The following is a 24,078-nucleotide window of genomic DNA, read 5'->3' on the forward strand; positions in this document are numbered from 1 at the left end:
TGCCGGTTCCCGCTAGGGCAGCCGGTCGACCAGGTCGCCGACGGTGACCCGCCGGCCGGTGTAGAACGGCACCTCCTCGCGGACGTGGCGGCGGGTCTCGGAGCCGCGCAGGTGCCGCATCAGGTCGACGATCCGGGTGAGGTCGTCGGACTCGAACGCGAGGATCCACTCGTAGTCGCCGAGGGCGAAGCTCGGCACGGTGTTGGCGCGGACGTCGGGGTAGTCGCGGGCCATCCGGCCGTGCTCGGCGAGCAGCCGGCGGCGCTCGCCGTCCTCGAGGAGGTACCACTCGTAGGAGCGGACGAACGGGTAGACCGCGACGTAGGCGTGGGCGCGCTCGTCGGCCAGGAACGCCGGCAGGTGGCTGCGGTTGAACTCGGCCGGGCGGTGCAACGCCATCTGGGACCAGACGGGCGCGAGCCGCGAGCCGAGCGCGGTGCGGCGGAGCCGGTGGTAGGCGTCCTGCAGCTGGTCGCTCGACGCGGCGTGCCACCAGACCATCAGGTCGGCGTCGGCGCGGAGGCCGGCGACGTCGTAGGTGCCGCGGACGACGACGTCGTCGGCGGCGAGGTCGGCGAGGAGCTGCTCGACCTCGGCCGCCTCGTTCTTGCGGACCACGTCGTCCTCGCCCAGCGGCCGATCGAGCCGGAAGACCGACCACATGGTGAACCGGACGGTCTCGTTGAGCTCGTTGATCTTCGCTGCGTTGGACTTGATGTCGGCCTGCGGGTCGCTCATGCCGTCATTGTCCCCCCGCGCCCATGACGAGCGGCACCCGCGTCGCCCGGCCGTCGATGCCGACCCGGTCGCGGGGGCCGGGGTCGGCGGGAGCCGTCCGGCGGGCACCGCCGGGGCACATCCCGGCGAAGGCCGTGTGGACGAACCCGTGCAGCAGCCGCTGCTGCCGGAGGAAGCGCTGGGTGCCGTAGGCGCGGCCGGTCATCGCGATCGTCACCTGCCGGTGGCGTCCTGCGGCGAACGACCACGTGAACGTCCCCCAGGAGGCGCCGTCGTGACCGTGGAGGACGTCCGGGCCGGTCCGGCAGGGACTGGGCAACCGGTAGCTGCCCAGGCCGTACTCGCCCTCGATGGGATCGGGGGTGACCACCGATCGCATCCGCTTGCGCATCTCCGGTCCGATCAACCGGCCGCGGACGAGGGCACGGTGGAACCGGTCGAGGTCGTGGGCGGTGGAGACCAAGGCGCCGGCGGCGGAGAACATCGACGGGTGGCTCCGGCGCAGGTCGAGCACCCGGCCGCCGCTGTGGGCGTACTCGGCGAGCCGCGGCGGGCCCAGCCCGCGGGTCCGGGCGTAGTAGCTGTCGCGCATGCCGGCCGGACGCAGCACCCGGTTGCGGAGGAGGCGGGGGTACGGCGTGCCGGTCGCGCGCTCGAGCATGAGCGCGACGACGACGTAGCCGGTGTTGCTGTAGTGGAAGTCGGTGCCCGGCTCGAAGACCCAGGGCTCCTGCTGGGCGCGGGCCACGAGCCCGCGGTCGGTGTAGCGGCGGCTGATCACCCGCAGGAGCTCGCGGTCGGACTCCACCGAGGAGACGAGCGCGCTGACCGCGTCGGGCATGCCGCTCGTGTGGCTCAGCAGCTGGCGGAGCGTGACGTCGCCGCGGCCGGGCCAGAGGCCGGGGAGGACGTCGCCGATCGTGGTCCGCAGGGTCCACCGGCCGCGCTCGACCAGCTGCAGAGCCAGCACGCTGGTGAGCATCTTGTTGACGCTGGCGGCGCGGAACCGGGCATCCGCACGCGCGGGTCGTCGCGGGTCGCGGTGCGCGGCACCCCAGGCCTCGTGCCAGTGCCGCCCGCCCCACACCACCTCGGCGGTGACGCCGATGGCACCGGCGTCGCGGAGCCGCTCGGCGATCCGGTGCAGCTGGCGCACTGGGATCCCCGCCCTCGGGGCGCTGCGCTCCCTGCGTGTACGCCGGGTCGGCCGCAGCCGGCCGGCTCGCGGGGGGCGCCGGGGTCGGCGTGGGCGGTGGTCGCGGCCGCGGTGGCCACGAGGGCGCCGGCCACCAGCGCGACCACCGGCCCCTGCGGACGGCGGACGGGTGCTTCGGTGCGGTCACTGGGTCATCGCTTGGTCTCGAAGAAGCTGCGGAGATGCGCCGGGTCGGCGCCTCACAGCTGCGGAGATGCGCCGGGTCGGCGTCTTACAGCTGCGGAGACGCGCCGGGTCGGCGCCTTACAGCTGCGGAGATGCGCCGGGTCGGCACCTCACGGGTGCGGAGATGCGCCGGGCCTCAGCCGGACTCGCGCGCGGCGATCCCGTCGAGGCGCAGGACGGTGGACTCGTCGCGGTGGCTCCCGGTGGAGCCGACGTGCTTGTCGCTGATCTCCGGCCCGTTCTTGATGACGTGGACCAGCGCCATGCCGTGGCCGCGGCCCAGGCCGAAGTCGTCGGCGAGCCAGGCGAGGATCTCGCCCGCCTTGGTCTCCGCGCCGAACCCGCGGGCGTGCGCCAGGTCGACGATCTCCTGGGGCGTGCGGCCGGTCTTCTCCTCGGCCTTGTCGAGGTATGCCTGGAACGACATCGGTGCTCCTCCTGCTCGGGTTTCTGCTCGGTTCTCGCTCGGTCTGGTCACGGGGTCCGACCGGTGACCGGACCGTTCCTCATCGCTCGCCCGCCGAGGTGCCGTAGCCCGCCTCGCGGGCCCGGACGATCGCGTCGGCGCGACCGGAGACGCCGAGCTTGGCGTAGATGCCGGACACGGTGTTGCGGACGGTCTTGTTGGAGACGTAGAGGCTGGCGGCGATCTCGTCGTTGGAGCGGCCGGCCGCCACGAGCTGCAGCACCGAGCGCTCCCGCTCGGTCAGGTCGGGGAACGGGTCCGGCTCCGACCGCTGTGCCGTGCCGCTGGCCAGCAGCGCCGCGACCTGCTGGGCCATCGACGCGCCGAACACCATCCCGCCGGCGGCGGCGGTGCGGATGGCGTTCTGGACCTCGTCGGCGCCGGAGCCCTTGACCAGGTAGCCGCACGCGCCGGCGCGGATCGCGCTGAGCACGGTGTCGTCGTCCTCGTTCATCGTCAGCATCAGCACCCGCAGGCCGGGGTCGCGGCCGACGAGGAACCGGGTGGCCTCGATGCCGTCGAGCCGCGGCATCTGGATGTCCATCACGACCACGTCCGGGGCGACCTCGCCGACGACGTGCAGCGCCTCCCTTGCCGTCCGCCGCCGAGCCGACGACCGCCATGCCCGGGAGGGCGCCGAGCAGGGCGGTCAGGCCGTCGCGGACGATCTGGTGGTCGTCGACGACGACCACCCGGATCGGGTCGGGGCTGGTCATGCGGGGCTCCTCAGGGGCAGTCGGGCGCGGACGACGGTGCCGCCGCCCTCGGGGCAGGTGATCTCGACCCGGCCGCCGAGCTCGGCCGCGCGCTCGCGGAGGCTGACCAGGCCGACGCCCGCCTGCCGGTCCGGGGCGATGCCGACGCCGTCGTCGGCGATGCGGACGGTGAGCGCGTCGCCGGCCAGGTCGAGGGTCAGCTCGGTGCGGGACGCGGAGGCGTGCCGGGCGACGTTGGTGAGCGCCTCCCCCGCGATCCGGTACGCCGCCACCTCCACCGCGGCCGGCAGCCGGCCGTCGAGGTCGGGCGCGGCGACCTCCAGCGGCACGTCGAGCCGGTCGGCCTGCTGCTTGATCGCGCCGACCAGGCCGCGGTCGTCGAGGGCGGGGCGGCCGCAGGTCGTGGACGAGCCGGCGCACCTCGGCGACCACGGTCTGCACGTGCCGGCTGACGCCCGCGATCTGCTCCTTGGCCGCCTCCGGGTCGGTGTCGACCTGCATCCGGGCGGCCTCCAGCTGGAACACGATGCCGCTCAGCGACGGGCCGAGCCCGTCGTGCAGGTCGCGGCGGATCCGGCGCCGCTCCTCCTCGCGGGCCGTGACCAGCCGCTCGCGGCTCTGCTGCACCTCCTCGGCGAGCTGGCCGGTGCGCACCGCGGTCGCCGCCTGGCGCACCAGGTCGCCGAGCAGCTGCTCGTCGCGGGCGGTCAGCCGGCTGCGCACGCCGCGCGCCGGGAGCACGAGACGACCCACGTCCGCGCCCCGGTAGGTGATCGGCAGCGTGCGAACCGCGCCGGGCCGGTCGCCGTACGTCGTGACGGTGCGGTCGCCGCTGGGCCGGTCGACCTCGAGGCTGACGAACCGCACGCCGAACGCGGTGGCGACGGCGCGGGCCACCGCGGCGAGCTGCTCCTCCCTGGTCGTCGGTGTTCTCCAGCGTCGACGACAGGGCCGCGAGGGCGCCGTAGGGGGTTGCTGCGGCCGCCGAGCATCCACCGGCGGGCCGCCGCCGACAGCCGCTGGCGCAGCGGACCATAGAGGAGCACGGCGACGAGCAGGACGACGGTGACGACCTGGGCCTGCGTCAGGTCGTCGTCGAGGACGAGGGTGAGCAGCGCCAGCACGCCGACGTCGGCCGCGAGAAGGACGAGCACCAGGGCGGCGAGGACGACGGTGCGGGCGAGCAGATCCTGGATCGGCAGCACCTGCGGCCGCACGATCGCGACGGTCATCGCCGCGGTCGGGAGCACGATGACGACGAAGGTGTAGACGATCTCGAAGCCCGGGACCTCGACGACGGAGCCGGTCGCCAGGGTGACGGCGATGACGACGACGCTCCACAGCAGCCACCGCATCCGGTCGCGCATCAGCCCGCGGGAGCGGCGGTAGCGCACCACCACGACGACCAGCGAGAGCAGGAAGCAGACGACCCCCGTCGCGACGGCGCCGGACAGCACCTGCTCGCCGTGACCGGACAGCAGGCCGATCGAGGTGGGGTCGGGGTCGACGCCGGGTGGGAGGTCGACGGCCTGCTCGCCCTCCGCCGGCGCGACGAGCACGCCGAGGCCGGCGACCACCATGACGGCCACCAGGCCGCGCGAGAGCGTTCCCCCACCGGCCCGGCAGGAAGCGGCCGGTCGGGAAGACCAGGGAGGAGCACCGCGGTGACCACGGCGAGGTAGGAGCCGAACCGGTTGAGGAACCAGAGCGCCCAGGTCATCCCCGGCCAGGACCCGTCGTCCCGCAGACCGGCGTTGACATAGCTCTGGGCGAACCCGTCGAGCGCCCAGAACAGACCGAACGCCGCGAGCGCCCAGCCGAACATCTGCGTGCGGTCGCGCACGAGGACGAGCGCGGAGAGGACGCCGAGGACCGCGCCGTGCACGGCCCACGGCCATCCCGGCCCGCCGGTGACGTCGACACCCGGTCCGTGCGCGGGTGCTGCCGCGTCCACCCAGGCCGAGAGCGGCAGGGCCAGGACGCACAGGGCGGGCACGGCGAGCACCAGGACGACCTGGCGGCCGCGCGGCCGCGCAGCCGGATCGGCCGTGGCCGCGTCGTCGTCGGCCGTCGCGCCGGCGTCGCTCGGGGCCGTCTGCACCGGCACATTGTGCAGCCGACCCGGCCCGTTCGGGGCCGGATCGGCTGCGGTGGGGGCGGCACGGGTCGTACGTCGGCTCAGCGGCCGCGGTAGGCCCGGTCGCCGACCAGGAAGCCGAGCGACGCGACGACGACGGCGATCGGGCCGATCATGCCGGCGATGTACTGCTGCGGGGCGATGCCGAGCAGCAGGGTGAGGCTGCCGCCGACCAGGCCGCAGATGCCGAGCCAGCGGGGGACACCGCCGGTGCGGGACACGACGAAGACGGCGATCGCCGAGAGCCCGGCGAGCACCCAGCACCACCAGATGGTGCCGACCCAGGTGTTGTAGAACGCCTGGTTGTCCGGCGTCACGAACTCGTCGTGGCCGACGGCGAACACCAGCTCGGTGTCGAGGCCGGTGCCGAGCACCATCACCACGGCGGTGCCGAGCAGGCCGGCAAACGCCACGAGCGGGGCGACGCTGTCGGCGGGCGCGGTGGCGCGCAGCCGGCGGTGGAGCCCGGCGGCGAAGACGACCAGCAGCACCGCGGCCAGCGTGCCGAGCACGTGGAAGGCGACGATCTGCGGCACCTGGTCGCCGAGCTTGTCCGCGATCGCCTCCGGGTCGCCGTCGAGGTCGGGGTCGTAGACCGCGTCGACCATGAACGCGGACACGAGGGCGCCGAGGCTGGCGACGCCGGCGGCGAGGCCGGCCCACGCCCACCGGGTGCTCGGGCGGCTCGCGCCGGGGGCGTGGCCGGTGCCGGCCGGGTCCGGCAGGTCGGACCGGACGGGGTGCCGGGTCAGGGGTCGGTCGAGGTCCTGGCTGAGGTCGTGAGTGGTCATCGCTTCGTCTCTCTCGTTCGTCGGTGGGGCGATGACCCGACGGTGCCGGTCCGGCTGTCCCGTCGCCGAGGGACAGCGCGGCACACTCGGTGGGACCCGCGGCCGCTACGTCGTGAGCCGGCGCGCGGCGGCGTGGGCGGAGGCGATGCAGGCGGCGATGCCGACGCCGTCGTAGGCGGCGCCGCAGACGGCGAGCCCGGGGACCTCGGCCACCGCGGCGCGGACCCGGGCGACCCGGTCGAGGTGGCCGACGGCGTACTGCGGCAGCCCGCCGCCCCAGCGCTGGACCACCGCGTCGACCGGAGCGGCGTCCAGGCCGGTGGCCTCGGCGAGGTCGGCGAGCGAGGCGCGGACCAGCTCGTCGTCGGGCACCTGCAGGGCGAGGGCGTCGCCGTGCCTGCCCAGCGAGGTCCGCAGCACCAGCAGCTCCTGCTCCTCCCCCGCCGCGCGCACCCAGGCCCACTTGGCGAACGAGAACGTCGACGCCTTGATCCGGCGGCCGTCGACCGGCGGCACCAGGAAGCCGGAGGCGCCGACGTCGAGGACGGCCGCGTCGGCGGTGTGGAAGGCGAAGGTCACCACCGCCATCGAGGCGTGCTCGACGCCCGCCAGCTCGTCGGCAGCGGCCGGGGCGACGTCCGCGAGGATCCGTGCGGTGGGCGCGGCCGGGGTGGCGAGGACGACCGCGTCGGCCGGCTCGGTGCCGTGCCGGTTGCCGGCCTCGACGGCGACCTCGAACCCGGTCGCCTGCCGCCGCAGCGCGCGCACCGTGGCGCCGGTCCGGACCTCGACCCCCGGCGTCGCGCGGAGCGCCGCGGTGAGCGCGTCGGCCAGCCGCCACATCCCGCCCTCGACACCGGCGAACACCGGCGGCGCGTCCGCGGGCGGTGGCGGCAGCTCGAACCGGTCGCGGGTGGCCAGGTCGACGAGCTGCGGCACCGCCGCCCGGACCGAGATCCCGCGGGCCCGGCCGGCGTAGACGCCACCCAGCAGCGGCTCGACCAGCCGGTCGACCACCTCGTCGCCGAACCGCTCCGCGACCAGGTCGCCGACCGAGACGTCGCCGGCGACCCGCGGGACCTGCTGGTGCCGGACGCGGGCCACCCCCTCGGGCGAGAGGATGCCGGACTCCGCGAGCTGGTCGAGGTCGAGCGGCGCACCCATCAGCGTCCGCGGCAGCGGCCGCAGTGCGCCGCGGGTCCAGACCCGGGAGGTCGCCGCGGTCGGGTGGGTGACCGGGAGCCCCAGGTCGCGGGCGAGCGCCACCCCCTCCGGCCGCCGGTTGACGACGGCCTCCGCGCCGACGTCGACGGCGACCCCGGCGACGTCGCCGCGGCGCAGCTTGCCGCCGGTGCGGTCGGTGGCCTCGAGCAGGAGCACCTCCCAGCCCTGCCCGGCCAGGTCCCGGGCGGCCGTCAGGCCGCTGATCCCCCCGCCGACGACGACCGCACGCACCCTCCCAGGGTGGCAGACGGCCGGAGGATGACCGGGAGGAGGACCGGAGGCGCTACCGCAGCCGTCCGAAGCCGGACCGGTGGAAGACGAGGGGGGACGACCCGTCGGCGAGGTCGCCGCTGTGGTCGACGGCGTGCAGCTGCAGCAGCACGACCAGGTGGTCGCCGGCCTCCACCTCGCGGTGGACCGTGCAGTCGAACCGGGCCAGGCCGTCGTCGACGGTGACCGCGCCGGCGGACGTGACCGACACCGCGATCCCGTCGAACCGGCTCTCCACCGGTCCGGCCAGCCGACGGCAGGCCTCGCCGTGGTGGTCGGCGAGGACCGTGACGCCGAGGTGGTCCGCCCGGCGCAGGTCCGGCCAGGTCTTCGAGGTGCGGGCGACGGAGAAGGAGACGAGTGGAGGGTCGAGGCTCACCGAGGTGAAGGAGCTGGCGGCCAGGCCGACGGGCCGGCCGTCGACCACGGCGGCCACGGCGACGACCCCGCTGGGGAACACCCCGAACGCCTGCCGGAGGCGCACCGGGTCGAGGTCCTGGTTGGTGGGGAACCGGGCGGCGCGGGGCTCGGCCGGGACGACGGTGGGCTGGGCGGTCATGCGGGGGCTCCTTCGGGACGGGTGAGCAGGGCGGAGACGACAGGCCGCGCACCGGCGAGCCAGTCGGCGTAGGCGTCGGGGTCGTCGTGGTCGCTCTCGAGCAGGTAGAGGCCCGGCGTCGGCACGGTCGCGCCGAGGTGGGTGAGCAGGGAGCGCAGGCCGAGCTCGGGCGCCAGGGCGTGCGCGGGCCCGGCTCCGAGCATCAGCGGCACGGCGACGCCGGTGAGCCCGCCCACGGGGAACCGGTCGAGGAACAGCTTGAGCAGACCGGTGTAGGTCGCCTTGTACGTCGGGCTGGCGACGACGACCAGCGCGGCCCGGCCCACCTCCTCGACGAGGCGGTCGACGGACGCCGCGCCCCAGTCGAGGAGGTCGCAGCCGAGCGTCGCCAGGTCGACGACCACCTCCGGGCCGGCGCCGGTGAGCTCACGCGCGACGTACGTCGCCGCGGCCAGGGTGCGGCTGGCGGGCTTGGGGTTGCCGACGACGACGGCGGTCCGCGGCGCGGCGGCGGGCACGGTCACGACGCCGCCCTCCCCCGCCGCGGCGAACGGGACCGCGGCGTTGACCGGCCGGGGCGGCCGCGGGTCTTCCCAGAGGCCACGCTCGGCGAGGATCGGCAGCACGCCCTCGCCGAACCAGTAGGCCCCCTCCAGGTGCGGGTAGGCCGAGAGCACGAACTCCTCCACGCCGATCTCGGCGTACTCCTGGATCCGGTCGGCGACCTGCTCGTGGCTGCCGACGAGCGCGGTGCCCGCGCCGCCGCGGACCAGGCCGATGCCGGCCCACAGGTTCGGGTGGACCTCGAGGTCGTCGGCCCGGCCGCCGTGCAGCGCCAGCATCCGCCGCTGGCCCTCCGACTCGCTGCGGCGCAGGCCCTCCTGGACCCGGTCGACGACGTCCTCCGGGATCCCGGCGAGCAGCCGCCCCGCCTCCTGCCAGGCCTCGTCGGCGGTGTCGCGGGTGATCGTGTGCACGCGCATGCCGAACCGGATCGGCCGGCCGGCCCGGTCCTCCGCGGCGGCCAGCCGGCGGATCCAGCCGATCTTCTCGGCGACCGCGTCGGGCGGCTCGCCCCAGGTCAGGTAGACGTCGGCGTGCTTGGCCGCGACGGCACCCGCGGCCGGTGAGGAGCCGCCGAAGTAGATCGCGGGCACCGGGTCGGGGACCTGGCCCAGCCGGGCGCCCTCGACGCGGAGGAACTCGCCGTCGAGGTCGACGGTCTCCCCGGCCCACAGCCGGCGGACGATCTCGAGGAACTCGTCACAACGCCGGTAGCGGGCGTCCTTGTCGAGGAAGTCGCCGTACATGCGCTGCTCGTGGCCCTCGCCGCCGGTGACGACGTTGAGCAGCAGCCGTCCGCCGGAGAGGTTCTGGAACGTCCCGGCCATCTGCGCCGCCAGGAAGGGGGCGACCACGCCGGGCCGGAACGCGACCAGGAACTTCAGCCGGTCGGAGGTCTGGCTGAGCATCGCGGTGCTGATCCAGGCGTCCTCGCACCACGCCCCGGTCGGCGTGAGCGCGGCCTCGAAGCCGTTGTCCTCGGCCGCGCGGGCGACCTGGGTGAGGTAGGGCACGTCGCCCGGCCGGCCGGCCGGACCGGGTGCGAGTCCGTGCCCGCCGCCGACGACGTGGCGCCCGTCGCCGCCGTTGGTGGGCAGGAACCAGTGGAACTTCAGGGACATCGGAGTCCTTTCGGGTGCGGAGTGGAGCCGGGTCGGTCGGGTCGCCGGAGGGCTAGACCTGGCCGTGCCGGGGCGGGAGGGTGCCGTCGATGGCGTAGCGGCCCAGGTGGTGGACCTTCCACGCCGCCGGGTCGTGCAGGGTGTGGGTGCGGGCGTTGCGCCAGTGGCGGTCGAGACCCAGCGACGCCAGCGCGGACCGGGTCCCCGACACCTCGAACAGCCGGCTGCCGGCGTCGACCGCCGCGGCCGTCGTCGCCGCCCGTGCGGCGGCGACGGCGAGGCTGGCCCGACCGGCGCTGTGCTCGTGGAGGTCGGCGTTCGCCCGGTCGACCGCGCGGCCCGCCTCGGCGAGCAGCGCCTCGGCGGCCCGGACCTGGAGCTCCAGCTCGCCGAACGCCTGCACGACCAGGGGGTCCTGCGCGGCGCGCTCCACCCCGGCGTCCGGGTAGGGGCGGCTCCTGGTGGTGACGAACTCGGCGGCGTCGGCGAGGGCGGCGCGGGCGATGCCGGCGTCGATGGCGGCGTGCAGCAGCTGGGCGAACGCGCCGTAGGTGCCGGGCTTGTCGAAGGTCAGGTGGTACGGCGTCAGCCGGTCCGCCGCGACCCGGACCGCGTCGAGCCGCACGGTGCCGCTGGCGGTGGTGCGCTGCCCGAGCCCGTCCCAGTCGTCGACCACGGTGACCCCGCGTGCGGTGCGCTCCACCCACGCGACGTGCAGCGGCCCGTCGTCGCCGAGGTGGGCCAGGACGGGGATCCAGTGGGCGAACAGCGCGCCGGTGCAGTAGCCCTTCTCCCCGTCGAGCACCCACTCGCGCGGCCTGCCGTCGGCGCCGACCGGTCCGATCGGGCGGAGGGTGGTGGCGTGGTCGCGGACGTGCCGGCTGCGGGTCTCGGACTGGGCGTTGCCGAACCGCCTGCCGGCGAGCACCTCCCCGAAGAAGAACGCCTGCTGAGCCGGGGTGCCCTGGTCACGCATCGCGTTGACGTAGACGAAGTGGCTGTGGGGGATCTGGGCGACGTTGGGATCGCCCGCGGCGAGCAGCCGCACCACCTCGGCGAGCGTCTCCGCACCGAGCCCCGCCCCGCCGTGCTCCTGCGGGACGGTGACCGCGAGCAGCCCCGACGCGGACAGCTCGTCGACCTGCTCGACGGGCAGGACCCGGCGTCGGTCCCGCTCGGCGGCGCCCGCTGCGAGGCGGGCGCCGGCCCCCCGCGCCACCTCGACCGCCTCATCGGCGGTCAGGACGGGGACACCGGTCACCAGGCTCTGCTCCGCTGCCGTCACGAGGCCCGCTCCAGCTCCGCGGCCTCGAGCTCGCGCACGATCGGGAGCACCTCGCGGCCGAAGTACTCCACGTCCTCGTGGTAGTGCAGGAAGCCGAGCAGGAACAGGTGCACGCCGCGCTTCTTGTACTCGAGCATCCGGGTCGCGACCTGCTCGGGCGTGCCGACCAGCCCGGTCCGGAACCCGTCGTTGTACTGGACGAGGTCGGCGAACTCGGAGTCCTGCCACATCCCTCTCTTGTCGCCGGTGGACTGACCGGCCTGCTTGACGGCCGCACCGAAGCCCTCGACCGCCTCGCGGTCGGCCTTGTCGATGATCTCGCGCAGGACGTCGCGCGCCTCCCGCTCGGTGTCGCGGGCGACCATGAACCCGTTGACGCCGAACCTCACCGTCCGGCCGTGGACCGTGGCCACCTCCGTGACGTCGCGCACCTGCTCCTCGATGCCGTCCGGGGTGTTGCCGTTGGCGAAGTACCAGTCGGCCACTCGGCCGCCCATCCCGCGGGCATCGGTGGAGTTGCCGCCCATGAAGATCTCCGGATGGGGCCGGGCCGCCGTGCGCACCGGCTTCGGCTTCAGGTCGAAGTCGTGGAGCCGGTAGAAGTCGCCGGCGAGCTCGGCATGGTCGGAGGTCCACATCTCGCGCACGTACCGGATGAACTCCTCCGACCGGCGGTAGCGCTCGCCGTGCTCGAGCCAGGGCTCGCCGAGCTTGGTGAACTCGTCCTTGAACCAGCCGCTGACGACGTTGATCGCCGCCCGGCCCCGGGAGATCTGGTCGGCCGTGGCGATCCACTTCGCCAGCACGCCCGGGTGCCACAGGCCCGGGTGGATCGCGGCGATCACCTTGAGCCGCTCGGTCGCGAGCAGCAGGGCGAGCGAGAACGCCGTCGACTCGTGCTGGTAGGCGGCGCCGTACGACGCGATGTAGCGCACCTGCGACAGCGCGTACTCGAAGCCGTTCTGCTCGGCGAGCCGGGCGAGCCGGACGTTGTAGTCGTAGCCCCAGTCGGTGCGCTGCTCGATCTTGCTGACGACGAGCCCGCCGCTGACGTTGGGCACCCAGTAGGCGAACGCGAGCGGCTCGTCGACGGCCGGGGCGCCGGGCGGTGAGCCGGCGGGCACGTGAGTGGTCATGGGTTCCTCCCTGGACGCGGTGACAACTGCTAGTGTTTGTATACCAAGTTACTCCACTTTAGACCCCGGCCCGGGTCACCCGACCCCAGGAGTCGTCGACCGCCTGCTCGGCGGCTCCTTCCACTGCGGCCGGACGACCGGGTCGCCCGCGGGCGGCCGAGAGGACGACGCATGCGGATCGAACAGCTCGAGTACCTCGCCGCAGTGACGCAGCACGGCTCCCTCCGCCGGGCCAGCGAGAAGCTCCACCTCTCCCAGCCCGCACTCAGCGAGGCCGTCACCAAGCTGGAGCGGGAGCTGCGCGTCACCCTGCTCGAGCGGCGGCGCTCCGGGGCGCGGATCAGCCGCGAGGGGCGCGAGCTCCTCCCCTACATGGCCGAGGTGCTGGCCGCGGTCGACCGGCTGCGCGCCGCGGCCGGCGACCAGCGCGCGGACCGCCGCCTGGTCCGGCTCGGCACCGTCCACGCAGCCACCTCGACGCTCCTCGTCCCGGCCGTGCGCCGTTTCCAGGAGCGGCACCCCGGCACGACCGTCGAGGTGCTCACCCTCCGGTCAGCCCAGATCGACGAGGCGTTGACCGAGGCCACCCTCGACCTCGGCCTCGTCAACGTCTTCGACGGTGACGACGCACCCACCGGACTGGTGGACGCCAAGCTGGTGCCGGGCCGCCCGGTCGTCGTCCTCCCCGCCGGCCACCCCCTCACCGCGCGGAGCCACGTCGGCGTCGACGACCTCCGTCCCGAGCCGTTCGTGATGATGCGGCCCGGCTACCTGATGCACCGCTACGTGCACCGGCTGTTCGGCGGCGACCTCCCCCGGGTCTGCCAGACGACCGACGGAGCCGAGATGGGCAAGGCGCTGGTCGCCGAGGGCCTCGGCGTGACCGTGCTCCCCCGACTACAGCGTCGAGGACGACCCGCTGCACCGCTCCGGCCTGGTCGAGCTCCGCCCGATCACGGGCGACCCGACGGTGGTCACCCTGGCCGTGCGCCAGCGCCGCGCCCTGCAGCAGCCGGTGCAGGTCCGCGAGCTGCACGCGAACCTCGTCGCCCGCGCCGAGCGGTACGTCGCGGAGCGGGCGGGCTGAACGCGCGAGCGCCGGCCGGGACCCGCGGGTCCCGACCGGCGCCCGGGCGGCCGTCGGCGTCTCAGGCGGCCGCCGGGGCAGGCACGTCGGTGGCGGGCGCCGGCCGTTCCTGCGGCGTACGCAGGGCGATCGGCACGACCACCGCGGCGGTGGCCACCATCGACGCGAGGACCGCCCAGACCGGCACCCGCCCCCACTCGCCGAGCAGGAGGAGGAAGCCGGGGACCGTGCAGGTCGTGAAGGACAGGATGAGCGTGAGCCACCCGGCCGCGGGCGTCAGCCGCTCCACCCCGAGCGCGAGCACCACCCAGAACACCGCCCAGAGCGCCGACCACTGCAGCCACAGCAGGCCCGTCGTCGGGTCGTCGAACCGGACGATGTTGACGACGCCGAACCCGGCCGCGAGCAGCGCCACCCACGCGGAGTACCAGCCGAGCCCGCCGCCGTCGTGGCCGGCCAGGTTGCCGATGCCGACGTAGAGGTAGGTGAACCCGAACAGGAAGATGCCGGCGGCTGCGAGGACCTCGTCGGGCGTGGCGGCGGTCGCGACGAGGTAGAACGGGACGGCTGTCTGGAGCGCGCCGACGAAGAGGTTGAGCAGGGCGGCGCTCCTGGGGTCGACCCGGCCCAGGAAGAGCAGGCCGTTGACGAACAACACGGCGCCGACGAAGAGGAGTCCCACGGACGACATGGCGGCAACCCCTCAGAAGTAGGCGTTCGCCGGGAACGGCGTGCCGTTGACGACGTGGCCCCCCACGGCCGACGCCTTGAGGAACGTGGGGTTGTGCGTCGAGATCGTGCGCACGTTCCGCCAGTGCCGGTCGAGGTTGTACGCCGACTGGGTCGCCGACGTGCCGCCGACGTCGAAGAGCCGGGCAGCGGTCGCGTAGGAGAACCGGTCGACCGCCACCTTCGCCTGCGCGGCGGCGAGCTGGGCCGCTTCCGCGGCCTCGACGGTGGGGTTGCCGTCGACGACCGAGTCCGCCGCGTCCTGGAGCGCCTGGGCCGCACGGAGCACGATCGCCTCCGCCGCGAACGCGTCGGCCGCGATCTCGCCGACGACCTGGAGGACCTGCGGGTCCTGCGCGGGCGTCTGCGGGGCGTTGGCGTGGCTGTAGCTGCGGGCGCGCCGCCTCACCAGGGCCGCCGCGTCGTTGCGCACGCTGCGGAGGATCCCGGCCGTCACCGCCTGCAGGAACAGCTGGAGGAAGGCACCCTGGTAGCCGGGCGGCTGCTCGCCGTCGGGCTCGCCGAGGTCGAACAGCTCGTCCTCGGCGATCCTCACGTCGTCGAGGTGGGTGGTGCCGGTCCCGGTGAGGCGCTGCCCGAAGCCGTCCCAGTCGTCGAGGATCGTGACGCCCTCGCGGTCCACCGGGATGACGGCCCCGGCGATCCGGCCGCCGGGCGCGGCCGCCCAGATCTGCGTGTAGTCGGCGTAGATGCTGCCGGTCGAGTAGAACTTGGTGCCGTTGAGCCGGTAGCCGCCCTCGGGGTCGGGGGTGAACGCCGTCTCGAAGTACAGGCCCACGGGGCGCTTGCTCTGCTCGCTGAACCCGTTGCCGACGATCTTGTCGGCCGCCGCGAGCGCGATCCCGCGGCTGCGGAACACGGGGTCCGCGCTCTGTAGGTGCTGCTCGACGAACCAGTAGTGGGTGCGCAGGATGTGCGCCACCGCGGCGTCCGCCTCGGCGAGGTCGATCAGCGCGGCGAAGAGCTCCGGCAGCGTGAGTCCGGCCCCGCCGTCCTCGACCGGCAGCCGGAGGCGGCCGAGGCCGGCCTCCTTGACCCAGCCGATGACCTCGTGCGGAGCCACCAGCTCGCGCTCGCGCTCCTCCGCGCCGGCCGCGATGCGCTCCAGCAGGGCGGTCCAGGCCGGCGTGCCGGGCCGCACGACGTCGGTGGCGGGTGGCGGGACGGGCCAGGCCTGCGGCCCGCCGGGAGGGGTGGTGGTGGTCATGGCGAAGGTCGCTCCTCGGGAGTCGGGACTGTCAATGTTTCTATACTGACTTAATGCACTTTAGGAGACCGCGCGCCGTCCCGCTCCCTCCCGGTGATCGGTTCTGCCGACATCCCGCCCGGATCCGCCCGGAGCCGCCCGTCGTGCCGGCGCCGCCGCCGGTCATCATGGGTCCATGACGACTCCCCGGACCCGCGTGGCGGTGCTGATCGACGCCGACAACACCTCTCCCAAGCACGCCAGCGCGCTGCTGGACGAGCTGGCGAAGTACGGCGTCGCGACGGTCAAGCGGGCCTACGGCGACTGGACGACGACCCAGCTCGGCGGCTGGAAGGCCGAGCTCAACAAGCACGCGATCGCGCCGGTGCAGCAGTTCTCCTACACGACCGGCAAGAACTCCACCGACTCCGCGCTGATCATCGACGCGATGGACCTGCTCTACTCGGGCAACCTCGACGCGTTCGCGATCGTCTCCAGCGACAGCGACTTCACCCGGCTGGCCACCCGGCTGCGCGAGTCCGGCAAGACGGTCTACGGCCTCGGCCTCCGCAAGACCCCTGCCTCGCTCGTCGCGGCCTGCGACAAGTTCATCTACCTCGAGGTGCTCGGCGACGGTCCCGACGGCACCGACGACGACGGGGGACACCGCTGGCAGCAAGCCGCCGGCCGTCGCCGGTGCGCCGGGCGACGACGGCCCACCGCTGCCCGACCTCCGCCGGCTGCTCACCCGCGCCGTCAACAGCACCTCCCTCGACGACGGCTGGGCCCACCTCGGTGCGGTCGGCACCTACCTGAGCTCGGCCGTGGCGTCGTTCGACCCGCGCAACTACGGCTTCCCCAAGCTGATCGCCCTGGCGGAGGCACAGGACTACCTCGAGGTCGAGAACGAGGGCAGCATCGCCCGGGTCCGGCTCAAGCCGACCGGCCGCCGGCGGAGCACGACGCGCAAGGCCGCCGCCAAGCAGGGCTGAGCGCCCCGACGACGTACGCCGCGCTCAGCCGCGCGCCGGCTCGGACGACCGCCGGTCGCGGGGCACCTTGGTGATCAGGGTCAGCACCACGGAGGCGAGGGCGACGATGCCGATGACGGTGTAGGCCAGGGTGTAGGACTCGTCGTCACCGATCAGCCCGGCGGCCACGACCGGTCCGATCACGCCGCCGAGGCTCCAGCCGATGAGCATCAGGCCGTAGATCGCACCGGCGTTCTTGACGCCGAAGTAGTCACCGGCGGTCGCCGGCATGGTGCCGAACCCGCCGCCGTAGCAGAGGTAGACGACCGCGGCGAGCACGAAGAACAGGACGGCGTTGGACGCGTGCGGGATCAGCACCAGGCAGACGCCCTGCAGGCCCAGCATCGCGGCGAACGCGGGCATCCGGCCCATGTAGTCCGAGGCGGCGGCCCACACGATCCGGCCGGCGCCGTTGAAGATCGCCAGCACGCCGACGACGCTGGCGGCGGCGGTCGCGCTGAGCCCGGCGATGTCGGCGCCGCTCGCCTTGGCCTGCGAGATCAGCGCGATGCCGGCGGTGACGTTGAGGGTGAGGATCGCGGTGAGCAGGAACCACTGCGGCGTGCGGAGCGCCTCGCCCTGCTCGTACTCCTTCCCGGCCGGCCGGGCCCCGGCGCTCCCGCCGCCGGCGCCGGGAACCTGGTAGTCGGCGGGCGGGTTGCGGAAGACCGACGCCCCGAGCAGGGACATCACCAAGTAGGCGACGCCGAGCGGGAGGAAGGCCTGGGTGGGGTCGTCGGGGTCGGCGTCGATCAGCGCCTGCGCGACCGGGGAGGTGAGCACCGCGCCGAACCCGAAGCCGCCGACCGCCAGGCCCGTGATCAGGCCCGGCTTGTCGGGGAACCACTTCTGCAGCATCGCGATCGGCACGATGTAGGCGAAGCCCAGCCCGAAGCCGCTGATCACGCCGTAGCCGAGGATCAGCAGCCAGTAGTCGCCGCTGTCGTTGGTGAGCCCGGCGAGCAGGATCCCCACGGCGTAGACGACACCGCCGATCAGCGCCACCAGCCGTGGCCCCCTGACGTCCTGGAGCCGGCCGCCGAGGTAGCTGCCGATGAAGATCATCGCGATCGTCACCGTGAACGGCAGCGACGCGCGGACCTTGCTGAGCTCCCACGGCTCCGCTTCCTCCAACGCCCCGCCGAACACGCTCCACGCGTAGACGGCGCCGATCGAGAACTGCAGGAGCAGCGCCCCGACGACCAGGACCCACCTGTTCATCCGCATTCGTGCCTCACCCCGAGTAGCGCACCGGACCTTCTTCTTCGAGCCGTCGCCGCTGGGGGACGACGGTGTACTTCGGGTCGCGGGCCGACTCCTGGCCGGCCTCGAAGATGCCGAAGCGCGTGCACCAGGAGCCCGCGAGCAGGGCCGCCCCGGAGGCGGCCGCGACCAGCCGGCTGCGACCGGCCAGCAGGGCGCCCGCGGCCCCGGCGGCGGTCAGCACCTTGGCGGCCCTCATCAGCCGCCCGGGCCGCCCCTGGTGCAGCGGCTCCGCGGTGATGCCCATCGACTGCTCCATCCGGTGCTCCATCGTCAGCTCGAGCACCGCCCCGGCGACGGCCAGCCGCCGCGCCGGCCCGTTCTCGGCGAGCGGCGCCGTGACCAGCCCGAGCCCGGACGCCGCGGCGGCCGCGGAGCCGACGAAGACGAACGGCAGCTCGCGGTAGGCCTCGTGCCACGACGGTGTCGAGGTGTCGGAGAGCAGCACGGCCGTGTAGGAGGCGACCGGCGGCGCGAGCAGGGCGGCGAGCAGGCCGGCCGGCCGGTCGACGTACCTGGCCAGGCGGAGCGGTCCCCGACGGGCCTCGGGCGGCAGCATCCGCACCACCTCGGCGGCGGCGGCGAGGCCGGCGGGCGGTCCGTAGGCGGAGAGGATCCAGGTGCCGACCGACATCGGCGAGGTCAGTTTGGCGACCCGCAGCATGTTGAGGAACCGCGACGGCTTCCCGAGGTCGTGCACCAGCGCCGCCATCGAGAACGAGAGGCCGCCGAGGGCGGCCAGCCGGGCCGAGCGCCGCAGCACCGGCCGGCCGGTGAGGTCGGCGCCGGCGGCCAGCAGCGAGGACCCGGCAGCGAGACCGCCGGCGAACAGGTACGCCGGGATGTCGGCCTCCCACGGCGCGGGCTTCACGATCGGCCGGCCGTAGTAGGAGACGAAATCGGCGTCCGGCACCATCGTCCGCTCGCCGCGGCCGCGGCGCCGGCCGCCGTGGGCGGGTACGCCGGGCACGGCCGTGGTCTGCGACCGGACGCCCTCGGGGCCGTCGCGCCCGACCGCGGTGTCGCCGCCGCCGGTGCTCATCGCCGCCGCCCCAGGAACACGACCGCCGCGCCGACGGCTAGCGTGACCGCCGCCCGCGAGGCCTGGCGGAACATGTGCGGCAGGTCGCGGGTCGGCACCACCGGGTCGGGTGGGAACCCGTAGACCTCCGGCTCGTCGAGGAGCAGGAAGAACGCGCCGGTGCCGCCGACGCCGTCGTCCGGGTCGTTGCCGTAGAGCCTGGCGTCCATGACGCCCGCCTCGTGCAGCCGCTCGACGCGCTGGTTGGCGCGCTCGCGCAGCTCCTCGACGTCGCCGAACTGGATCGACTGGGTGGGGCAGGCCTGCGCGCAGGCCGGCACCTTGCCGGCGTCGAGCCGGTCGTAGCAGAGCGTGCACTTCTGCGCGATGCCGACGTTCTTGGCGCCCTCGGGCTCCTTGCGCCGCTCGATGACGCCGTACGGGCACGCCGGCACGCAGTAGCCGCAGCCGTTGCAGACGTCGTCCTGCACGACGACGGTGCCGAACTCGGTGCGGATCAGCGCCCCGGTCGGGCAGACGTCGAGGCAGCCGGCGTGCGTGCAGTGCTTGCACACGTCGGAGGACATCAGCCAGCGGAAGTCCATCGGGGACGCGTCGGGGTCCTCGCTCGCCGCGGCCCCGTAGGCGCCGGCGCCGTCGCCCGAGCCGGGCGGACCGACGTCCGGCATCCCGAGGTCGACGGTCGCCCGGCCTCGGCTCGACGGCTGCTCGATGAACGCGACGTGCCGCCACTGGTTGGCGTTGAGCGAGTGGCTGTTGTCGTAGGAGGAGCCCAGCATGTCGAAGTGGTCGGCCGGGACGTCGTTCCACTCCTTGCAGGCCACCTCGCACGCCTTGCAGCCGATGCAGATGCTGGTGTCGGTGAAGAACCCCTTGCGCTTGGGCCGGTCCTCGCCGTAGCCGGCCTCCGCCGACGGGTCGAGGGGGCCCCACAGGTCGTTCTCCTTGAAGAGGCTGCTCATCGTCCTCCCCCCTCCGGGTCGGCGGTCACGATCGGTCCGTGCGGGACGTGGTCGGAGCCCGAGCGGTCGACGTAGCCGGCGACGAGCGCCCGCAGCTCCGGTCCGGTGGGGCGCCGCCCCGGGCGTACGTCGCAGGTGCCGACCTTCGACTCCTGGATCAGCACGTTGGGGTCGAGCGTGATGCCGAACAGGTCGTTGGCCGAGTCGCCGGTGACCAGGCCGCCCTCGCCCCAGTGGTAGGGCAGCCACACCTGGTGCACGACCCGGCCGTCGACGCGCAACGGCGTCAGCCGCTCGGTGACGAGCACCCGCGCCTCGATCGCCGAGCGGGACGTGACGATCGTCGCCCAGCCACCGTGCTCCAGCCCGCGCTCGTGGGCCAGCTCCGGCGACACCTCGACGAACATCTCCGGCTGCAGCTCCGCGAGCCGGTGCACGAACCGGCTCATCCCGCCGGCCGTGTGGTGCTCGGTGAGCCGGCTCGTGGTGAACACGAACGGGAACACCTCGCTGTGCCCCTGCGGCGGCGAGGGGTGCATCGGGTTGTCGTCGCGGTCGTACTCCTTGCGGGTCGGGTTGGCCTGCTGGCCGTAGAGCGGGTTCGAGAACGGCGACTCGACCGGCTCGTAGTGGGTCGGCATCGGGCCGTCGATGAGTCCCTGTGGCACGTAGAGCGCGCCCTTCCCGTCGCCCTGCATGATGAACGGGTCGTTGCCGGCGATCCCCGCGACACCGTCGGCGTCCTCGGGCGGCACGTACGACGGCGCCTTGCCCTTCTCGAAGTCCGGCACGTCGAGGCCGGTCCACTCCCCGCTCTCCTCGTCCCACCAGACGTAGGCCTTGCGCTCGCTCCACGGCCTGCCGTCGGGGTCGGCCGACGCCCGGTTGTAGAGCAGCCGCCGGTTGGCCGGCCACGCCCAGCCCCCACTCCGGCGCGACGTAGCTCTGCTCCGAGGCGGGCTTGCGGCGCCGCGCCTGGTTGACGCCGTCCTTGTAGACGCCGGTGTAGATCCAGCAGCCGCCCAGCGTCGAGCCGTCGTCCTTCATCTCGTTGAAGCTGGCGAGCGGCCGGCCGGTGGCGATCTCGTAGCCGTTGATCTCCTTCAGCACCGCCTCGGCGCTGGGCTCGTCGTGCTCCCCGTGGGTCGGGTAGTCCCAGGCGAGGTCGAGGACCGGCCGGTCCCGCTCCTCGCTCGACCCGGCCAGCCGCTCCCCGCACCATCCGGCCGAGGTGGTAGAAGAACCACAGCTCCGAGCGGCAGTTGGCCGGCGGGTCGACGGCCTTGTCCCGCCACTGCAGCATCCGCTGGGTCTGCGTGAACGTGCCCTCCTTCTCGGCGTACGAGGCCGCCGGCATGAGGAACACCTCGGTGCGGCACTGCTCGGGCACGATCTCGCCGGTGGCGACCTCCGGCGAGCTCTTCCAGAACGTCGCGCTCTCGATCTCGAACAGGTCGCGGACGACCACCCAGTCGAGGTTGGCCATGCCGAGCCGCTGCGCGCGGCCGTGGGCGGAGCCGACCGCCGGGTTCTGGCCGAGCAGGAAGTAGCCCTTGACCTTCCCGTCGATCATGTCCATGACGGTGCGGTAGGTGCCGTGGTCGCCGGTGATCCGCGGCAGGTAGTCGAAGCAGTAGTCGTTGTCCGCCGTCGCGTGGTCGCCCCAGTAGGCCTTGAGCAGGTTGATGCCGTAGGCGCCGGCGTTGGACCAGAACCCCTTCGACCCGGGCTTGCGGACCGCGTCGATCCACTCCTGGATCGTGTGATGCTGCCCGCCGTTCGGCATCGGCAGGTAGCCCGGCAGCAGGTTGAACAGCGTCGGGATGTCGGTGGAGCCCTGGATGCTGGCGTGGCCGCGCAGCGCCATGATCCCGCCGCCGGGGCGGCCCATGTTGCCGAGCAGCAACTGGAGGATCGCGCCGGTGCGGATGTACTGCACGCCCACGCTGTGCTGGGTCCAGCCGACGCTGTAGACGAGCGCCGTCGTCCGGTCGCGGCCGGAGCTCTCCGTCCAGGCACGGCACACCTCGAGGAACTGCTCCTCGCTGACACCGCACGTGCGCGCGACCATCTCGGGGGTGTAGCGCGCGAAGTGGCGCTTGAGGACCTGGTAGACGCACCGCGGATGCTGCAGGGTCTCGTCGCGCGGCGGGTTGCCGGTCACCTGCATCCCGTGGGACTCGTTCTGCAGGCCCGACGCCGTCTCGCGCTGCTCCTCGGTGTCGCCGGAGTCCTCGGCCTGGGCGTCGCTCAGCCGGGACTCGTCGTCCTCGGAGGCGTACTGCCACGACTCCGGGTCGTAGGTGCGGGACTCGGGGTCGAAGCCGGAGAACAGCCCGTCGAGGTCCTCGGTGTCCACGTAGTCCTCGCTGAGGATCGTGGCCGCGTTGGTGTAGTTGACGACGTAGTCGCGGAAGTCGAGCTCGTTGCTGAGCACGTAGTTGACGATCCCGCCGAGGAACGCGATGTCCGTCCCCACGCGCAGCGGCACGTACGTGTCGGCCAGCGCGCTGGTGCGGGTGAACCGCGGGTCGACGTGGATCACCTTCGCGCCGCGGGCCTTCGCCTCCATCACCCACTGGAAGCCCACCGGGTGGGCCTCGGCCATGTTGGAGCCCTGGATGACGATGCAGTCAGCGTTGGACAGGTCCTGGAGGAAACCCGTGGCGCCGCCGCGCCCGAACGAGGTCCCCAGACCGGGGACCGTGGCGGAGTGTCATATCCGCGCCTGGTTCTCGATCTGGATCGCGCCGAGCGCCGTGAACAGCTTCTTGATGAGGTAGTTCTCCTCGTTGTCGAGGGTCGCTCCTCCGAGGCTGGCGATGCCGAGCGTGCGGCGGACCTTGTTGCCGTGCTCGTCGATGTCCTGCCAGGTGTCGTTGCGGGCCCGCACGACGCGGTCGGCGATCATCTCCATCGCCGTCTCGAGCTCGAGCTCCTGCCACTCCGTGGCGTACGGCGCCCGGTACTTGACCGTGGTGACCCGCAGCGGGCTGGTGACCAGGTTCTTGCTGGCAGCGCCCTTGGGGCAGAGCCGTCCGCGGTTGACCGGGCTGTCGGGGTTGCCCTCGATCTGGACGATCTGCTCGTCCTTCACGTAGACGTCCTGCGCGCAGCCGACGGCGCAGTAGGGGCAGACGCTCTTGACGACGCGGTCGGCGGTCTCGGTGCGGGACGTGGTCTCCTCGGTGCGCCGGGGAGCGCGCGGCCTTGCCGCGGCCGAGCGGATCGCCGCCGGTGAGCTGTCGCACCACCGGCCAGTCGAGGAAGGTCTTCGCCACCGGGTCACCTCCGTGGCTCGGACACTACCCGCGGTTGTCGGGAACAGACCCCCCCGTTCTCGGAGGCCCTCGCTCAGCGGACGACGACCGGGTGCGGGCCGGCCGCGACCAGCTCCCCCACCACCGGGTGACCGGGCAGCTCACCGGCGACCAACAGCCCCCCGGAGGTCTGCGCGTCCGCGAGCAGCACCAGCTCGTCCTCGGACACGTGGGCGTCGAGGTGCGGCCGCACCCAGTCGAGGTTGCGGCGGCTGCCGCCCGGCACGAACCCGTCGCGCAGCGCGGCGCGGGCACCGTCGACGTACGGGACCGAGGCGGCGTCGACGACCGCGGTGACGCCGCTGGCCCGGCACATCTTGTAGAGGTGGCCGAGCAGGCCGAAACCGGTCACGTCGGTGGCCGCGCGGTGGCCGGCGGCGACGGCTGCGCGGGCGGCGTCGCGGTTGAGGGTGGTCATCACCGCGACCGCCTCCTCGAACCGCTCCCCCGTCGCCTTGTGCCGGTTGTTGAGGACGCCGAGGCCCAGCGGCTTCGTGAGCGTGAGCGGCGTGCCCGTCGCGGCCGCGTCGTTGCGCAGGGAGCCGGTCGGGGTGGGCGAGCCCGGTGACCGCGAGACCGTACTTCGGCTCCGGGTCGTCGATGCTGTGGCCGCCCGACAGGTGGCAGCCGGCGGCCGCGCACACCTCCGCGCCGCCGCGGAGCACCTCGCGGGCGAGCTCGAACGGCACCCGGTCGCGCGGCCAGGCCAGCAGGTTGAGCGCGACCAGCGGCTCCCCGCCCATCGCGTAGACGTCGGAGAGCGCGTTGGTCGCGGCGATCCGGCCCCAGTCGTAGGGGGTCGTCCACGACCGGGGTGAAGAAGTCGGTGGTCGCGACCACGGCCCGGTCGGCGTCGATCCGCACGGCAGCGGCGTCGTCGCCGTGCTCCAGCCCGACGAGGAGGTCGTCGCCCGCCGGCCCGAACGGCAAGTCCGCGAGCACCCGCTCCAGCTCGCCGGGCGGCACCTTGCAGGCGCAGCCGCCGCCGGCGGCGTACTGGGTGAGCCGGACGGCTCCGGACGGGACCGCGGTGTCGACCATGCGGCCAC

At 73.8% G+C, this 24,078-nt stretch carries 22 protein-coding genes and 1 pseudogene; 1 reads left to right on the top strand and 22 read right to left on the bottom strand.

From position 1 onward, the window contains the following. Positions 1-12: 12 nt before the first annotated feature. The 16 genes from hemQ to MF408_RS04690 form a co-directional block, all read right to left on the bottom strand. Positions 13-738: a hydrogen peroxide-dependent heme synthase gene (gene hemQ / locus MF408_RS04615; protein WP_240250431.1), complete on the bottom strand. Its 726-nt coding sequence runs from the start codon at positions 736-738 to the stop codon at positions 13-15. Between the two features lie 4 nt (positions 739-742). Continuing rightward, positions 743-1,894, bottom strand: coding sequence for a serine hydrolase domain-containing protein (locus MF408_RS04620; RefSeq protein WP_240250432.1), 1,152 nt, complete (start codon positions 1,892-1,894; stop codon positions 743-745). Positions 1,895-2,255: 361 nt separating this feature from the next. Beyond that, a complete protein-coding gene (locus tag MF408_RS04625) occupies positions 2,256-2,546 on the bottom strand; it encodes a DUF4287 domain-containing protein (RefSeq protein WP_240250433.1) in 291 nt (96 codons plus the stop codon). Between the two features lie 79 nt (positions 2,547-2,625). After that, a complete protein-coding gene (locus MF408_RS04630) occupies positions 2,626-3,129 on the bottom strand; it encodes a response regulator transcription factor (RefSeq protein WP_240250434.1) in 504 nt (167 codons plus the stop codon). Positions 3,130-3,297: 168 nt separating this feature from the next. Further along, a complete protein-coding gene (locus tag MF408_RS04635; RefSeq protein WP_240250435.1) occupies positions 3,298-3,630 on the bottom strand; it encodes an ATP-binding protein in 333 nt (110 codons plus the stop codon). Positions 3,631-4,008: 378 nt separating this feature from the next. Continuing rightward, complete coding sequence (locus MF408_RS04640) at positions 4,009-4,890, bottom strand: hypothetical protein (RefSeq protein ID WP_240250436.1); 882 nt, start codon at positions 4,888-4,890, stop codon at positions 4,009-4,011. A gap of 589 nt (positions 4,891-5,479) precedes the next feature. Then, the gene (locus MF408_RS04645) at positions 5,480-6,229 is read right to left on the bottom strand and encodes a DUF4386 domain-containing protein (RefSeq protein WP_240250437.1); all 750 of its coding nucleotides are present in this window, start codon (positions 6,227-6,229) and stop codon (positions 5,480-5,482) included. A 105-nt stretch (positions 6,230-6,334) separates the two neighbouring features. Beyond that, the gene (locus tag MF408_RS04650) at positions 6,335-7,684 is read right to left on the bottom strand and encodes an FAD-dependent oxidoreductase (RefSeq protein ID WP_240250438.1); all 1,350 of its coding nucleotides are present in this window, start codon (positions 7,682-7,684) and stop codon (positions 6,335-6,337) included. Positions 7,685-7,736: 52 nt separating this feature from the next. Further along, entirely contained in the window at positions 7,737-8,282 is a 546-nt protein-coding gene (locus MF408_RS04655) for a flavin reductase family protein (protein ID WP_240250439.1), read from the bottom strand. Continuing rightward, positions 8,279-9,967, bottom strand: a complete 1,689-nt coding sequence (locus tag MF408_RS04660) for an LLM class flavin-dependent oxidoreductase (protein WP_240250440.1) — start codon at positions 9,965-9,967, stop codon at positions 8,279-8,281. The genes MF408_RS04655 and MF408_RS04660 overlap by 4 nt, the downstream gene beginning before the upstream one ends. A gap of 52 nt (positions 9,968-10,019) precedes the next feature. Further along, positions 10,020-11,228 carry an SfnB family sulfur acquisition oxidoreductase gene (locus MF408_RS04665; RefSeq protein ID WP_240250441.1) on the bottom strand — a complete coding sequence of 403 codons (1,209 nt, stop codon included), beginning with the start codon at positions 11,226-11,228 and terminating at the stop codon, positions 10,020-10,022. A 20-nt stretch (positions 11,229-11,248) separates the two neighbouring features. Next, positions 11,249-12,388 carry a dimethylsulfone monooxygenase SfnG gene (gene sfnG / locus MF408_RS04670; protein WP_240250442.1) on the bottom strand — a complete coding sequence of 380 codons (1,140 nt, stop codon included), beginning with the start codon at positions 12,386-12,388 and terminating at the stop codon, positions 11,249-11,251. Between the two features lie 75 nt (positions 12,389-12,463). Further along, the gene (locus tag MF408_RS04675; protein ID WP_240250443.1) at positions 12,464-12,853 is read right to left on the bottom strand and encodes a hypothetical protein; all 390 of its coding nucleotides are present in this window, start codon (positions 12,851-12,853) and stop codon (positions 12,464-12,466) included. Positions 12,854-12,940: 87 nt separating this feature from the next. Continuing rightward, complete coding sequence (locus MF408_RS04680) at positions 12,941-13,084, bottom strand: hypothetical protein (RefSeq protein WP_240250444.1); 144 nt, start codon at positions 13,082-13,084, stop codon at positions 12,941-12,943. A 452-nt stretch (positions 13,085-13,536) separates the two neighbouring features. After that, positions 13,537-14,166, bottom strand: a complete 630-nt coding sequence (locus tag MF408_RS04685; protein WP_240250445.1) for an AmiS/UreI family transporter — start codon at positions 14,164-14,166, stop codon at positions 13,537-13,539. A gap of 12 nt (positions 14,167-14,178) precedes the next feature. Beyond that, positions 14,179-15,432, bottom strand: coding sequence for an acyl-CoA dehydrogenase family protein (locus MF408_RS04690; protein WP_240250446.1), 1,254 nt, complete (start codon positions 15,430-15,432; stop codon positions 14,179-14,181). Between the two features lie 175 nt (positions 15,433-15,607). On the opposite strand from MF408_RS04690, the gene MF408_RS04695 reads away from it, so the two are divergent. Continuing rightward, on the top strand, positions 15,608-16,477 hold the full coding sequence (locus MF408_RS04695) for an NYN domain-containing protein (protein ID WP_240250447.1): 870 nt from the start codon (positions 15,608-15,610) through the stop codon (positions 16,475-16,477). Here the strand turns inward: MF408_RS04695 and MF408_RS04700 are convergent. From MF408_RS04700 to MF408_RS04735, 6 genes and pseudogenes are all read right to left on the bottom strand, one after another. Next, positions 16,428-17,663: an OFA family MFS transporter gene (locus MF408_RS04700; RefSeq protein WP_240250448.1), complete on the bottom strand. Its 1,236-nt coding sequence runs from the start codon at positions 17,661-17,663 to the stop codon at positions 16,428-16,430. The two genes, MF408_RS04695 and MF408_RS04700, sit on opposite strands and share 50 nt — an antisense overlap. Positions 17,664-17,676: 13 nt before the next feature. Then, on the bottom strand, positions 17,677-18,747 hold the full coding sequence (nrfD, locus tag MF408_RS04705) for an NrfD/PsrC family molybdoenzyme membrane anchor subunit (RefSeq protein ID WP_240250449.1): 1,071 nt from the start codon (positions 18,745-18,747) through the stop codon (positions 17,677-17,679). Then, positions 18,744-19,709, bottom strand: a complete 966-nt coding sequence (locus MF408_RS04710; RefSeq protein ID WP_240250450.1) for a 4Fe-4S dicluster domain-containing protein — start codon at positions 19,707-19,709, stop codon at positions 18,744-18,746. Before MF408_RS04710 ends, nrfD begins: the two co-directional genes overlap by 4 nt. Next, positions 19,706-22,990 (bottom strand): annotated as a pseudogene (gene fdh, locus MF408_RS04720) (formate dehydrogenase). The gene MF408_RS04710 and the pseudogene fdh overlap by 4 nt, the downstream one beginning before the upstream one ends. Before the next feature lie 73 nt (positions 22,991-23,063). Beyond that, a complete protein-coding gene (gene selD, locus MF408_RS04730; protein ID WP_240251662.1) occupies positions 23,064-23,516 on the bottom strand; it encodes a selenide, water dikinase SelD in 453 nt (150 codons plus the stop codon). Further along, positions 23,447-24,070, bottom strand: a complete 624-nt coding sequence (locus MF408_RS04735) for a hypothetical protein (RefSeq protein ID WP_240252216.1) — start codon at positions 24,068-24,070, stop codon at positions 23,447-23,449. Before MF408_RS04735 ends, selD begins: the two co-directional genes overlap by 70 nt. Positions 24,071-24,078: the final 8 nt, after the last annotated feature.

Source organism: Nocardioides sp. TF02-7 (genome assembly GCF_022437945.1).
Classification (GTDB): Bacteria; Actinomycetota; Actinomycetes; order Propionibacteriales; family Nocardioidaceae; genus Nocardioides.